This window comes from Luteolibacter sp. Populi (genome assembly GCF_040801775.1).
GTDB lineage: Bacteria > Verrucomicrobiota > Verrucomicrobiia > Verrucomicrobiales > Akkermansiaceae > Haloferula.
In genome coordinates, this window is record NZ_CP161812.1 from 4716262 (window position 1) to 4731819 (window position 15558).

Below are 15558 nucleotides of genomic sequence, written 5' to 3' on the forward strand. Positions count from 1 at the left end.
AGGACCCCAACCGGTGGTTCCGTTTCACCAAGCTCCGACGCACCTCCGGTGCTAAGAACCGAACCGGCAGATCCTTGGGGAGACCGCGTTCTGGAGGCTCCTCGGGAAATCTGACGGCGAGCAAAAAAACGCCCGGAAACCCATCGAGCCTCCGGGCGCTAAAACTAGCTCGATCCACTCACTCCGCCGTTGGCGGGTCGAAGATCAGCAGGAAGAAACCAGCCCCCTCCGACTTCGGCACATCGACACTATGTCCGAGGCGCTGCTCCGGGGTCATCGCTCCGATCTGCGCTCGGGTCAGGGTTTCGATCCGCTTCGAGACGTTCTTCAGATCGATCAGGCCGGAGCTGTGGTGGAGGTGATAGCTGCCGGCAGGCTTCAACTCGGGGAAGACCACGTGGATGCTCGCTTCCCTTGGCTGGATCACGAGGCGGAAGCCAATGTCGTCATGCGGATCATTCGGATCCATGCCGAGGTGGTATTCCGTCAGGTTGTCCACACCACCATCGTCGGAGTCCGCCTCCGCTTGGCCGGTGAGGCCACGCTGGTCGAGCCATTCCTCGAAACCGGAGGTGGCGATGTTGAGAACCGCGGCGGGCGAGAGGTTGCCGGCCTCATCGAGCGCGCGCACCTCGTAGTGGTAGGCGGTGCCCCGCTCCAGTCCGGTATCGGTGAACTCCAGCCCGGTGACCGTCGCAATGACCGTGGTGCCGCGGCGGACCTGATAGCCGGTAACCGCGACATTGTCGCCGGAGGCTTCCCACGACAGCACCATCGAGTGGAAGTCGGGAGTGCCGCTCAGATTGCCCGGTTCCGAGGGCACCTCCGTGTCCGGGAGCGTGACGATGTAAACCGATGCTTCGTCCGAGGTGTTGCCCTTCGCGTCCACCGCCACCAGTTGGTAGTGGTAAGTGGTGGCCGGCTGCAGGCCGGTATCGGTATAGGTCAGGCCCGGGACCGTGGTGACCGGCTCGCCATCGCGCGTTAGCCGGTAGCCGATGACCCCGAGGTTGTCGCTGGAGGCGGACCAGAACAATTCGACCGAGGACATCTTCGGATCCCCGCTGAACGAGTCGGGTGTCGTCGGGTCTTCTTCGTCTGCCAGAGTGGTCGCGCCGATGGTGGCCGCAGCCGAGGTATTGCCAGCGGCATCGATCGCCCGCACCGTATAGGTGTAGGAGGTCTCGCTGGTCAGGTCGTTGTCGGTGTAGCCGGTGCCGGGCACCGTCGCGACGATATGATCGCCATTGCGCCGCACCACGTAGCCGGTGACCCCGAGGTTGTCGGTGGAGGCCTGCCACGACAATTGCACGGAGACCAAGTAGGGGGTTGCTTCCAACTCGCCGGGAACCTTCGGAGCCTCGGTATCGGCCAAAGTGGTCACCAAGACCTGCGCCGGGATGGAGGCATTCAGACGGGCATCGAGGGCGCGGACCTGATAGGTGTAGACGGTGTTCGGCGTCAGGTCGTTGTCGGTGAAGCTCAGGCCCGGAACGGTGGCGACGACCACGCCATTCCGGCTCACCGCGTAGTCCGTGACCGCCACGTTATCGGACGCAGCGCTCCAGGAAAGCTGCACCGAGAGTAGGTCCGGGATGCCTGCGAAGTCGCCCGGGGTCTCCGGGGCCTGGCCGTCGGGCAGCGTGCTCTTGGTCAGCGTGGCTGCGGCGGAGGCATTGCCTGCCGCGTCGAGGGCGATGACTTCGTAATAATACTCCGTGTCGATCAGCAGGTCGTTGTCCGTGTAGCCGGTGCCGGCGACGGTCGCGATCAGAGCGTCGTTCCGCCAGATCTGATAGTCGGTGACCCCCAGGTTGTCGCCGGAGGGGCTCCAAGAAAGTTGGATCGAGAATAGGTGCGCGATGCCGGCGAGATTGTCGGGCGGCGTGGGTGGCACGCCATCGCTGGGGGTGGTCACCGAGATCGCGGCAGCCACCGAGGCATTGTCGAGGGCATCAAGGGCCACGACCTCGTAATTGTATTGGGTATGCACCGCCACATTGTTGTCCGTGTAGCTCAAGCCGGCGACGGTCGCGAGTTCCGCGCCGTTGCGCAGGACCTTGTAGCCGGTCACTCCTATATTGTCGCTGGAGGCGGTCCACGAGAGATGAACCGAAAACAGTCCCGGCTCGCCGGCGAAGCTGCCGGGGGTGGTCGGGGGCTGCTGGTCGGGCAGGATCGTCACGCCCAGCGGCTGCGGTGCGAGGGTGCCTTTGGATGCGGCCAAGCTGCCCAGCGGCTCCGGCACCGCGGCATTCACCGGGATCGAGACATGGACCTGGGTGGCCCCGGGCGCGGGTGAAATACTAGCTACGTAGTAGTAGCCGGATCCACGCAGTGCCGTGACCGTGCCGTTCTGCACCGTGATGTCGGAGGTGGTGAAGCCGGTCACGTCCTGGTCGAAGACCACGGTCGCCTCGAAAGCACCTTCGACCGGCACCACCGGGCCGGCGAGCTGGGTGCGCGCCGCGCGCTTGTTGTAGCCGGGGGCGAAGACGGTCGGATCGGGGGAAGTGAGGGACCAGGTGCCGGAGTCGAAGGTGGACCAGCTCACGTAGTCCTCGCTGTAGAGGATCTGATACTGGCCGATGCGACCGTCCCCATTCGAGCTGGTGCGCGGCCAGTAAACGTAGCCGCCGAACTCGCGCACGGAGCCGAGGTCAATGGTGACCTGGTGCGGGTGGTTCGGTGCAGGTGCGGGGCTGCTCGGCGTCTGCCAGAAATTCGCGCTGCTGGTGCTGCCATCGATGATTTTCGAGGCAGTGTTGCTGCCGGCCTCAAGATCGACATCCTTGATGGTAAGCTGGCCGAAGGGGATCACGACCCCTTTGCCATCGAGGACCTGGAATTCGCGGATCGCGGCGAAATTCCGGTTACCGTTGATGGACTTGACGCGCACGTAGCGGGCCTTCGGAGCGGCGGGAACGACGAATTCCGCGGGATCGAGACCACTGATGTAGGACTGTAGGGCGGCGATCCCGGCAGTGTGTGCCAGGTTCTTGGCCAGCGGTGGCATCGCGTCGCCGTTGTGCACCGCGGCAGCACGGACCAAGATCGCGGAATGCGCCGTGTCGCCCGGCTTGATGTAGCGGCCGTCCGGACCGAGGGCCTCGTAGCGCTCCGGGATGCCGTTGATGATGTTCTGCAGCTCGAGCGGCGTACCGAGACGCGCATCGTAGCCCTCGCCCGAGCCGCCCGGCTGGTGGCAGTGGGAGCAGTTGGTGGCGAGGTAGGATCTAATACGGTGCTCGAGCGGCGCGGTCTCGTCGGTCAGTGGGCGGGACTCGGTCCCGTTTTCCATCTGCGACGCGGTGAGGGTCACGTTGAAGGCTCCAAGTGCATTGAAGGTCTCAAGCTGGTTGGCGGTGCGCCCGGTGGAGGGGTAGTGGAACTTCGAATTGAAGGTCGCGGTGCGGACGCCCAGCGCCTGGCCGGAGACATCGTTGTGGCAGATCATGCAGTCGCCGCGGGAGGGATAGCTCCAGGTGCGCTGCTCGGTGCCGCCGCCGCTGGCGGTGTAGGTGAAGTTCTCCTCGGCCCCCTGCTCCAGCAACTCGGCATCGGTGCCTGCGGCGTTCCATTTGTAGGTGAAGCCGTACTTGCCGCCGTTCGCGGTGCAGATCAGGAAGCGGGTTTCCAGCCGCTTGATCGCGTCTGGGTTGGCGGCGTCGGTATTGACCTCGAAGTGCTTCACGAAGACCGTTCCGGCCGGGAAGCCCCAGTTGCCCTCGTCGCTGAAGACAATGTCTTCAGCGACGGAGTTGAAGGTCCCGTCGTTGGGCAGGATCACCCAGCGCTTCTTGGCTGCGGCGTCCGACCACAGCGGGTTCGGCACGTCGTAGGGAATCACGCCGGCAGCCGTGGCCAGCGTCGTAAGATTGGTGAAGACCCCCGTCTGCGAAAGCAGGGACGGCGGTTCGGCGGACACGGCCGGCACCGCCAGCTTCATGATCTTGCCGGCAGGGTTGTTGGCACCCGCGAGATTCATCATGTAGATCTCTCCCTCGCTGTCCGTGAAGAACCCGCAGAGGCCCTTCTTGTAGCCGGTATCGAAGCTCGAGTTCAGTTCCTGGATCACCGGCGCGCCGCTGGCGGGCACCGTGGAACTCCAGATCTTGCCGCGCACGTGGTCGCCGAAGATCACCTTGCCACCCAATGTCGCCGCCCACTTCGCGCCGCGATAGCGCGGGCCGCCGATGATGCTATTGCCGACCGAGTGGTCGTACTCGTAGTGCGGCGGTTGGTCGAAGCCGGTGAGCGGATTCGGCTTGTTCTTGGAGGTCGCACGGGTTCCTTCCAGATAGGCCCATTGGCAGTTGGCGCCCTTGGTCACCTTGACCAACTCCTCGCGGTTCGCCTCGCCAACTTCGCCGACCCAGATATCGTCGGTCACGGGGTCGAAATGCGCCGAGTGCGGGCTGCGCAGGCCGATCGCGTAAAACTCTTCCAGAACGCTGCCATTCGCGGCCAGCCACGGATTGTCGTTCGGAATCCCATAGCCTTGCGTGTGGCTCGACGGCCATTCCGCCGGCTTCGGGGTGACCTGGGTCGGATTGTCCAGCCACCAGTTCTCGCTTTCGGTGGGTTGCCGGCGGATCGCGTGCGATTTTGCCGGATTGTTATCCACATCGATCCGCAGCACCCCGCCGAAGAAGCCGAGGTCGGTGCGCTGGGAATTGTCCAACGCGTCACCGCCGAGACCACCGTCGCCGGCGGTGATGTAGAGAAAGCCGTCGTCGCCGAAGAAGGTCGCGCCGCCGTTGTGGAAGCGGTGCGGATCGTATTGCGAGATCAGGATCGACTCGCTGTCGGGATCGAGCGTGCCGCTTGCCGGCAGCCAGGTGAAGCGCGAGACGGTCCAGTAGGTGCGGTCGTTGTCATCCACGCCGGCGACCGCGCGGCGGTTGTAGCAGACGTAGACCTTGTTGTAGCCGGATGAACTGCTGTTTGTGAACTGCGGGTGAAAGGAGAGGCTGTAGAAGCCCTGGTCTTCCGAGGTCTCGACCCGCGCCGTGAGGTCCGCCACCAGCACCCGCTGGGGCATGGTCGCGGCGGCGTTTTTCGGGAAGCGCCAGATCTGGCCGTTCTTGCCGACGACCATGAACTCGTTCAATCCGGGGATCTCCGATAGCATCATCGGGTCCGTGAAAGTCAGGTTGGGGAAGGCGTTCTCCACGGCCCATCCCGACGGGTCGCCGGGCGGCGAGTTCGGGAAGGTGCCATTGAAGTACGCGCCCACGGGCTCGGGCTGATCAAGTCCGGGCGGGAGGGCGCCCCATGCCAAATGTGCGGATGTTAAAAGGGTGAATCCGTACAGGCACAGGCCTACTGGGCGCAGCAATCGGGGGGAATGCACAGGGCGATTTATTTTAGAACAGTGACCATCAACGAAATCATTTGTCAGCAGCGAAGGGGGGACGGCGAGACAAGCGATTTGTTGGGGGCGAACGCGGTCTGTATCGCAGAAGACATGCCGAAATCAAGTGCGGTTTCCTAACGGGATCGCGTAGGGGGGGGCGAGTAGGTGGCAAGAAACTGCAATGATTTCTTCTGCCACCGTCCCCTCATGATCGCGTTTGATAAATCGGAGGGTTCCAGCTTCGTTCCTGGGCCAGCTGCCATGGGGCAGGTTACAGAAAATGATTCCAAGTTACGTGAAAAAAGGCTCGCCCCGCCGGGTCGGCTTTTTTAAAACCCCCGCGAACACAACGGCTCCGCGCGGTCCTTGGGGGAGGAAATGCGCAGCCCGCAACAACGATTTCAGGTTCGCCACCCCCCCCTTTGGCCGGTGCTACGGTCAGAGAGGGAAGCTTGCGGACTTGGGTTCTGGAACTTGATCGATCCTCATGATTACCCCCTCCCCCGACTCCCTCCGCCCCTTGTTTTCTCCCTCTTCATCGCCACTTTTGGCGTGATAGATGCTTGTTTGATGCTCTTGGCTTGAAGGTTCGTCTGCCCCCCAGTCCGAGTCCGAATGTCCCGGTTATCCCCCCGCTTCCCGTTCCCCGGTGCAGTCGGCGTCCTATTATGGATCGCCGCTTTAGGGGAGACGTTGCCCGCGCAAGTGCCCGATACCCTGCGCTATTCCTTCTTTGCGCCCAAGACCCTGCCGCAAAAATTCGAGCAGCAGGGCTCCTGCGTGGCGATTTCCGGCACTGTCGCCGTGGTGGGTTCACCGTCTTACGATATCGATCCCGTAACCGGCTTCGATTGCGGGGCGGTTAAGATTTACGAAACGGTTACGGGCAAATTGCTCCACCGTTTGAACAACCCGGCCGGCAGCCCCTTCGGTAATTTCGGCGAGAGCGTCGCGATCTCCGGGCCGATCGTGGTGGTGGGCTCCTGCAACCCGGTGGACGATTTTCCCGCGGCGGGCTGCGTCTACGTTTACGATCTCTCTTCCGAGGCCCCGACCGTCCCGCTTTTCACCCTCCGGAATCCCGACCCGGCCGCACAAGATCAATTCGGCCATTCGGTGGCCGTGGACGGCGACCGCGTGGTGGTCGGCGCGTGGTTCGATGACAGCTCCGCCGCCAACTCCGGGACCACCTACGTCTACGACATCTCCTCCGGCCAGCCGGAACTCCCGCAATTCGTCATCCCGAATCCGACTCCTGCCGACGACGACAACTTCGGGGTCTCCGTGGCGATTTCGGGCACGCGGATGGCGGTGGCTGCCTACCGCGACGATACTGGCGCGGCGAATGCCGGGCGCGTTTATATTTTCGACCTGCAGTCCGGCACCCCGACGGTCCCGGTCCGCGACATGGGCAGGCCCTCGCCCGCGGCGGACGACGGCTTCGGCAACGCCCTCGCCATGGCAGGCAATCTCGTCGCCGTGGGTGCCGAGGGCGCCGATTCCGCGTCCTTCAACTCCGGCAGCGTGGTTGTCTTCGACCTCTCCCTGCCGGACCCCACAGTGCCGCGCCTCAGCTTGAGCGCCCCGGTGACCCATCCCAACGACTACTTCGGCACCGCCGTCGGGCTCTCCGGCACCCGCCTGGTGGTCGGCTGCTATCGCGATGACGCTGCCGCTGAAAATGCGGGCACCGCATTCGTCTACGATCTCGCGGGCCCGAGTCCTGCGGTGCCGGTCGCTTCGCCGGACAAGCCTTTGCCCGCGGTCGCCGACTACTTCGGGAATGCCGTGGCCATCTCGGGAACCACCGTGCTGGTGACTGCCTGGCACGATGATAAGGGCGACCTCGAATCCGGCTGCACTTATGTTTACAGCCTCGCTTCCGGAACTCCCGATACCTCGCTGCTGGCGCTAGACAACCCGGTGAGCGGTTCGCTGGACCGCTTCGGCAGCGCGGTCGCAGTCGATGGCAATCTGATTGTGATCGGCTCCCCCGGTTCGGATGCGGGCGCTTCGGGCGCCGGTCGTGTCAGCGTTCACGATCTGTCCGCTTCGAAACCCACATCGGTCCTCGCCTCCCTGGAAGATCCCGCGCCCGACATGGATGAGAATTTCGGGGCTGCGGTGGCCATCTCCGGCACTATCGTGGTGGTCGGCGGACCGGGAGATGACGACGGCGCGGAGGATACCGGGCGGGTCTACGTCTACGACATCGCCAATCTGCCGGACACCAGCCCTATCCGCGTGCTGCGGAATCCGGCACCTGCTGCCGGCGACCGCTTCGGGACCTGCGTCGCCATCTCCGGCAATTTCGTGGTAGTCGGCGCGGATAGCGACGATGCTGGCGCCACCGACTCCGGCACGGTCTACATCTTCAATCTTGCTTCGCCCACGCCTTGGCTGCCGGTCCATACCTTGGCAAATCCGAGTCCGGTCGCCTCGGATCACTTCGGCGGCTCGGTTTCGATTTCGGGCAGCCGGGTCGTCGTCGGCGCGGTCAAGGATGACAGCGGGGCAGGGGATGCCGGCATCGCTTACGTCTACGATCTCGCAGGTGGCACACCGGCCACGCCTCTTCACGTGCTCCCCAATCCGGCCCCCGTTGCCGACGACGGCTTCGGCAATTCCGTCGGCATCTCCGGTAGCACCGTGGCGATCGGAGCAAGCGGCAAGGATACCGGCGCGGTGAATGCCGGCGTCGTCTACGTCTTCGACCTCGCCGGGCCAACGCCAACCATTCCTTGGCAAACCCTTCCGAATCCCGATCCCCTTCTCGAAGACCGCTTCGGCTGTTCCGTCGCCGTTTCGGAGCCACGGGTGGTAGTCGGTTGCTATCTGGACAATAATCCCACCGATTCCGGGCGCGCTTATTCCTTCAACATGACTTCGCCGACGCCGACCTTGCCGTCGGCTACGCAGAAGAAGAGCACGTCCACCGGCGGTGACCAATTCGGCACCTCGGTCGCGGTCTCCGGTTTGACGGTGCTGGTCGGTTGCCCCTCCGATAACAGGACTGCCCCGGATAAGGGTGCTGCCTACGTCTTCGGTCCCGCCGCGCCGGAAATCGCGATCGAGGTCTCCGGCCAGGAAGTCCTGAGCGGCGGTGCCGCTTCCTTCGGCCCGGTGGCCATGGGTGCCGGCGGCGGCGGTAGCATTTCGATCGATATCCTGAATACCGGCATCACCAATCTCAGCATCTCCAGCATCTCCGTGATTGGCGGGAATGCCGCTGATTTTATCGTCAGCACCTCCGGCATGACCTCAACGGTGCCCGCAGATGACGACACCCGGTTCACCGTTACTTTGAATCCCTCCGCGCCGGGCGTCCGGACCACGACCCTGCGGATTCAGAACAGCGACTCCGACGAAGCGCTGTTCCAGATCGTTCTCTCCGGCCAATCCCTCTCACCGACCGAGGATACCGATGGTGACGGGGTGAACGATGTCTCCGAACTGCGGATGGCTGCCTTGGGATTCGATTGGGAAAGTCCCGATTCCGAACTGGTGACGGCCTTCCAAAGCTATTCCAATGGCGGCGGCCTCTTCGAGCCCGGCCGCGTGCAGGCGCTCCGGATGACCGCCCCGGCGCTGACCCGCAATCCCGCTACCGGTCAGGCGAAGCTCGTCCTGTCCCTGCTGAAGTCGGCGGATTTCCAGAATTACCAACCGCTGCCTTTCACCGGCCCGCAGACGACGATCACTCCCGCGGGTGAGCTGGAATTCCACTTCAGCGTCCCGGACGACGCCGCTTTCTACCGCTTGGAAACGAAGTAACCATGCAGTCCATTTTCCACCATCTGCCGAGCGTTTCCACCACAGGACAGATCCTGGTGTGCGTCGCGGCTTGCGGCGTGATGCGGGCGGCACCGATTCCTTATTCCCTGGAGAATACCTTCGTCTCGCCGGCCACGGCGCGGCAGCTCAACACTTGGTTGGGCCATTCGGTGGCCGTGGATGGCACGTATGCCGTGATTGCGTCTCCCTTCGATGACACCGGTGGGGAAGACAGCGGCATCGTTGGCGTTTACAACGCCACGACTGGCGCGCTGATCCACAGCCTCGCGAATCCCGAGCCCTTTGTGCAGTCCCGCTTCGGATGGTCCGTGGCGGTCTCGGGCAACTGGGTGGTGGTCGGCGTGAAGGACGATGACACCGGGGCGGAAGACACCGGCATCGCCTACGTCTATGACATGGCTTCGGTCACGCCCGCGATCCCGGCCTACGTCCTCGGGAATCCGGATCCGGGAGAAAACGATTCCTTCGGCTATTCCGTCGCCATTGCGGGCAACCGGGTGGTAGTGGGAGCCCCGGACGGCGATGTGGAGGATGCGGACGCAGGGACCGCCTACGTCTACGACCTTGCGTCGGGGACTCCGGAACAGCCGCTGGTCACACTCGCGAATCCCTTGGCTTCCGGACAGAACTTCGGATGGTCCGTGGCAATCTCCGGCACACGGGTGGTGATCGGTTCACCCCAGGACAGCGGCACCGGCGATCTCAGCCGCGCCTATGTCTACGATGTCTCCTCCGGCACCCCGCAGACGCCGGAGGCAAGCTATGCCGACGCCACGCCGGCCAGCAACGAGCGCTTCGGGTGGTCCGTCGCCGCGTCCGGCACCCGGGTGGCCGTGGCCGCTCCCCATCACGACACCGGAGCGGACAATGCCGGTGCCTGTTACCTCTACGATTTCTCGTCCGGAACTCCGGCTTCCCCGACGGCCACCGTTCTCAACCCCGCCGCCTTGCTCGCCGATGAGTTCGGCTTCTCGATCTCGCTGTCCGACACCCGCCTGGCGGTCGGCAATCACCTCGACGATCAGAGCGGTGCCGACGCCGGTCGGGTCTATGTCTTCGACGTCAGTTCCGGCAGCCCCGCGATCCTCGCCACCTTGGACAATCCGACCCCGCAGAGTGGCGACAACTTCGGCCGCTCGGTGAGTATCTCCGGTACCCGCCTGGCGACCGGTGCCCACGGCGATAACACCGGAGGCAGCGACGTCGGCTCCGCGTATGTTTTCGATTTTTCCGGCGCGCCGCCCTCCGCTCCCGTCCTCACGATCAATACACCGAGCATTTCCTCGGAGGAAGAATTCGCCACCGCCATCGCCCTCTGGGGTTCGATCGTCGTCATCGGTGCCCATCACGATGACAAGGGCGGGAATCCGAATTGCGGCACCGTTTTCATTTACGACCGCCTGTCGCCAAATCCCACCCAGCCGGTCCTGACCATCGACAACCCGGCTCCGAATTTGAACGACTATTTCGGGGCGGCCGTGGCGATCAATGGCAACACGGTGGTGGTGGCGGCCTACCAGGACGATGTTCCCGCAACGAATTGCGGGATCGTCTATGTCTACGACCGCTCGTCGCCCACGCCGGGCACGCCGGTTCTAACCATTCAAAATCCCGCCGCGGGGAACGGAGATCAATTCGGCAATACCATCGCTCTTTCCGGAACCCGGCTGGTGGTGGGCTGCTCTAGGAATGATCCCGGCGTCGCGCCGAATACCGTGTCGGACGCAGGCAGCGTCTATGTGTATGACCTGAATTCGGGCACCCCCACGGTGCCCGTGGCCATTCTGGACAACCCCGCGCCTCACATCGAAGATGTCTTCGGTTACGCGGTGGCGATCAGCGGGACCAATGTCCTGGTGGGAGCTTACAACAACGACAGCGGCGCTCCGAATTCCGGCAGCGCCTACCTCTACGACATCTCCTCCGGCACACCCGCGGTACCGGTCGCGGTCTTCGACAATCCGGCTCCCACCACCGATGACTTTTTCGGCCACGCCGTCGCCCTATCGGTGCAATGGGCCGTGGTGGGTGCCCATATGAACGACAGCGGGGCCCGTGATGCCGGCAGCGCCTACGTTTACGCGCTGGCGGATCTGCCCGCCACGGCCCCCAACGTCATCCTCCATAATCCTGCCCCCGAACCGGAGGATGCCTTCGCCTTTTCAGTCGCCATCGACGGCTCGCGCATCGTGATCGGCGGGCCGGAGATCGACAATGGAGCGCCCGATGCAGGCGGTGTCTATGTCTACGACATGACTTCCTCCACCCCGGCGGTCGCGGTGGACATCTTGGATTGCCTCGACCACCGGACCGGCGATTTCTTCGGCTTCAACGTCGCCGTCCAGGACAACAACATCGTCGTCGGTGCGCCCTTGGATGACGGGACCAGCTTCGACCGCGGCGCGGCCTACTACTTCGATCCCGATCCGCCCGCACCGCAGATGCAGGTCGAGCAGCCGCCGGGGACCGGTCTGATCGGCGGCTCGGCCAGCATTCATTTCGGCAACTCGCCGGTGAATGTCGAAGGCGGCAGCCAGACGGTCACGGTGCGTAATGTCGGCACCGCGGCACTCCAGCTTTCCAGCATTACCCTGCTCTCCGGGAATACCTTGGACTTCGTGGTGGATACGCCCTCGCTGCCGCTGACCCTGCCGGTCGACCAGACCGCGACCTTCGACGTCACCTTTTCTCCGCTCGCCGTGGGCAGCCGTCTGGCCCTGCTGCGGATCACCAGCAATGCCGCGAGCAACAGCCCCTTCGATGTCACCCTCACCGGCCAGTCACTGGCCAGCGATCACGATACCGACGGGGATGGCTTGAACGACGTGCTCGAACTCCGGCTCGCGGCCCTCGGCTTCGACTGGCAGGTCAACGACGAGGAACTGATCGCGATCCTTCAATCCGGGGCGAATGTCACCGGGGTCTATTCCGTGGCACAGTTGCAGGCCATGCACCCGGGCATGCCGCTGGCCCCGGTCGATCCTGAAACGGGCGACTTCACCCTGACCGTGGCGGTCAAGAAATCGACCGACCTTTCCAACTTCGCCTTGCTGCCCGTGATCACCGGCCAAGCGGTCGTCAATGGCCAGGGCAAGCTTGAGTTCAATTTCGCCGCGCCCGAACAACAGGCATTCTACCTCTTGGACCCGCGCTGAGGGAGTGTGTCTTGCATAGCGCGACCTTCTGCCAGGAACGGTAAGCAGGTCTTTTAAGTTTCCCTAACAAACAAGCAACCCCACATCTGTTAGGTCGTATCACCTTGGATTCCTCGCCCGCCCTTGCGCCGCGGTAACTTCAACGCCGGCCGGCAGGGCGGCGGGTCTTTGGGAATTGACTCTCTATCAAAACTAAAAAAAGATCCGCCAGTCCACCCAGACTCCTTCCCCGAATGTTCACCCCCCGCCTGCATTCCGTGGAGAAAACCTTGGCCGCTGCTTTGCTGGCGCTTGCTGTTTTCCCTGCCACCTCTTCCGCTCAGGATTTCGCGCTGCGTGTCGCCGATGGTGATCGCGCGTTGGTCGAAAGCTTCCTTCCGCCCACCGAGGTCATCGGCGGGTTCAAAGGGGGCTTCTACTTCGGGCTGGATGCGTCCACGACCTACGATTCGAACTTCTTCATCCTCCAGGACTATCCCGAGAGCGAGCTCGTCACGGATGTCTCCCCGCGGGTGATGTACCGCTCCGATCCGGAAGGCGGCGCGCTGTGGTCGGTCGAAGCGCGCTACGCGCCCATCGTCCACACCTACTGGAACAATTCCAATCTCGACGGCATCGACCACGCTGGCGGCGTCACCGTGAAGTACACCGGAGCGCGGACGAACCTCTCGGTCTTCGCGAACTACGACGAAGTCTCCTCCGCGGACCGCCTCGCCGGCGGCTTCATCGAAGGCTCGATCCTGAATTACGGCATCAAGGGCTCCTATCAACTGGCACCCCGCACCGCCCTGCTCGCAGCGTGGACGGCCTCGCAATCGGAATACGACTCGGGAGCGCGCTCCGGGGCTGATGTCTACACTTCGCAGATCTCCGGCCTCTGGGACGCCACCGAGCGGATCCGGGTCGGTCCGGTGCTCCGCCACACGCTCACGCAGTCCGACCAGACCGGCGAGCGGGATGCCATCGCCGCCCTCGTCAACCTCCGCTACAAGTGGGGCGAGCGGATCTTCCTCGATGCCTCCGGCGGGATCGAGTTCGCCAAGAATTCGCGCATCGGCGGCGGCCGGGATTCCGGCCTCACCGGCGGCTTGGAAGCCCAGTACCTCATCAGCGAGCGCTGGACCTGGAAGGGTTCGGTCCAATACGCCACCGTGCCATCCCCGGTGAACCTGAATTACCTGGTGGAGGATCTTTCCTTTGACACCTCGCTGGTGCGCTACTTCGACAAGGGCTCCCTGGAGTTTGGTGTCGGCGTGAGCTTCTCCGAATACGATCCGGTCGGCACCGTCACGACCCTGCGGGATGACGACGAGTTCCTGCACGGCTTCATCACCTACCGGCGCAAGATCTTCTCCGACCGCGTCCTTTGGACCAATTCCCTGCGAGTGGCGCAGAACGAGGGCCAGAAGGATTGGTCCCAGTATCAACTCTCCACCGGCATCTCGATCGAGTATTGAAGTAGTCCGCTCAGTCCTCAGGGCGGATGCAGGGCCCCAAGCCGCTCGCTCGTCAGCAGCCTCCACCCTCGCGTGGCCGGATCACGGCGAACGGTTCGACCTCCTTACCAGTAGCGCGGCTCTCCAGAGCGGCGGACCTGGCTCGGGACGTTCCTCATCACACTCAGCCGTTTCGCGTGCTTCTCACGGGACCAGCGGGCGATCCCAAGGCCCCTGCACGGCTGAAACCGGTCCCGCCCTGCGCTGCCGGGCGAAGGCAACGCCAATCCCATTCCGCAAATCGTCACGGATCCATTGATCTCACGAATCCAAAGATCATTTGGATGTCTTCCCTTGGCACAGCCATTGCTCGGTAGGGAAAGATGTCCCTCGTCCAACACCGGCAGCAAACCACGGTTCTATGTGGTTCTGAGGTTCCAAGCACGGGATTTTTTTCAATTCCGTGTAAGAAAGACCCATTTGGCGTCCAATCCTCCCAGATGGCCTCCGGATCTCGCGAATTTGTCACCGCCGCCTACGTAGTTCTTCCAATAATTGCTTGTGGTTGACACCGATTCTGATAGAAAAAGCCGCTGTTCGTTCCACCCCCCAGCAACATCTCCCCCCATTTGAGTCCCCGACGAGTCCCCCTGCGTCACTCACCCGCTTCCATTTATGGAGCAGACGCCTTTGGAAGACTCCTCCCGGTCCTCAGGTGTGAGGAGGTCATAATCTGACTGTCACCTCCAGGGTTTTGGCGTTGAGAAGCGCCAAGTGACCAAGGGCGGCAGCTTGGATGCAAAAACCCAAGACGGACCGAACACACACCAAACCCATTCACGATCCCGAAAGCCTGAACATTCCCTGACTCCCGACCCCGTCACTCCATTCCCCCCCACCCCCCGGATGACAACACCTACGAAGGAACGGCGAAGCCGTGTATCTGCTCCCGACCAACGGGCGCACCCCTCCACCCTTCGCCCCGATCGCCCCCGCAGCCGGGCGTCCCGGCACCTGTGGCTTCCCGCGGGACAGCCTCTTGCAGGTCGGGCAGCACCATTTTCCGAAGTCGCGGATCCGATCCAAACGCCGCCGACCCCGGCATGGAAGCGTTGGACGGATCTGGCCTGTGTTTTGGCCGCATTGCCCTTGGCGATTCCCCTGCTCGTTGCGATCACCGTCTGGATCCGCTTGGTTTCGCGCGGTCCGGCGCTGTTCCATCAGGAGCGCGTCGGCTTCGGCGGTAAGAAGTTCACGCTCTATAAATTCCGCACCATGCGCCACGGTGCCTCGACCAAGGATCACGAGGCCCACGTCGGCCGCTTGGTCGAATCGGATAGCCCGATGGTGAAGCTCGATACCTTGGGCGATTCGCGGTTGATCCCCGGAGGTTGCCTGCTGCGCACCGCCGGTCTCGATGAACTGCCGCAGCTTCTCAATGTGCTCCGGGGCGAGATGAGTCTCGTCGGCCCGCGGCCCTGCCTCGTGAAGGAGTATGACTTCTTCTCCGCCAGCCAGCGCGAACGTTTCACCGTCCTGCCCGGCATCAGCGGCCTCTGGCAAGTGATGGGCAAGAACCGCGCGACCTTCCGCGAGATGAACGCCATGGACGTTCACTACGCCCGGCACGCCTCGCCGCTCCTCGATCTCTGGATCATGCTGCGGACTCCCTTGGCCCTGCTCGGCCAGATGAGCGACTGCATGGCCGCCAACCGCCGCCGCCGGCAAGCTGCCGCTCCGGCCTATGTTCCGGCCGTGGACGAGACCGTCCTCGGCTGACCGCTGCGGCAAGAACCGCCGCCTCTTCCTTCTC

The 15558-nt window shown here is 63.5% G+C and carries 5 protein-coding genes; 4 read left to right on the top strand and 1 reads right to left on the bottom strand.

Annotation, left to right across the window (positions count from 1 at the left end; all coding sequences use genetic code 11):
• Positions 1–178: 178 nt before the first annotated feature.
• A complete protein-coding gene (locus tag ABWK72_RS19220) occupies positions 179–5239 on the bottom strand; it encodes a PQQ-dependent sugar dehydrogenase (RefSeq protein WP_367871191.1) in 5061 nt (1686 codons plus the stop codon).
• A gap of 825 nt (positions 5240–6064) precedes the next feature.
• Here ABWK72_RS19220 and ABWK72_RS19225 point away from each other — a divergent pair.
• From ABWK72_RS19225 to ABWK72_RS19240, 4 genes are all read left to right on the top strand, one after another.
• The gene (locus tag ABWK72_RS19225) at positions 6065–9133 is read left to right on the top strand and encodes a choice-of-anchor D domain-containing protein (RefSeq protein ID WP_367871192.1); all 3069 of its coding nucleotides are present in this window, start codon (positions 6065–6067) and stop codon (positions 9131–9133) included.
• 2 nt (positions 9134–9135) lie between these two features.
• The gene (locus ABWK72_RS19230) at positions 9136–12309 is read left to right on the top strand and encodes a choice-of-anchor D domain-containing protein (RefSeq protein WP_367871193.1); all 3174 of its coding nucleotides are present in this window, start codon (positions 9136–9138) and stop codon (positions 12307–12309) included.
• 233 nt (positions 12310–12542) lie between these two features.
• Entirely contained in the window at positions 12543–13766 is a 1224-nt protein-coding gene (locus tag ABWK72_RS19235; RefSeq protein ID WP_367871194.1) for a hypothetical protein, read from the top strand.
• Positions 13767–14651: 885 nt separating this feature from the next.
• The gene (locus ABWK72_RS19240) at positions 14652–15524 is read left to right on the top strand and encodes a sugar transferase (protein ID WP_367871195.1); all 873 of its coding nucleotides are present in this window, start codon (positions 14652–14654) and stop codon (positions 15522–15524) included.
• Positions 15525–15558: the final 34 nt, after the last annotated feature.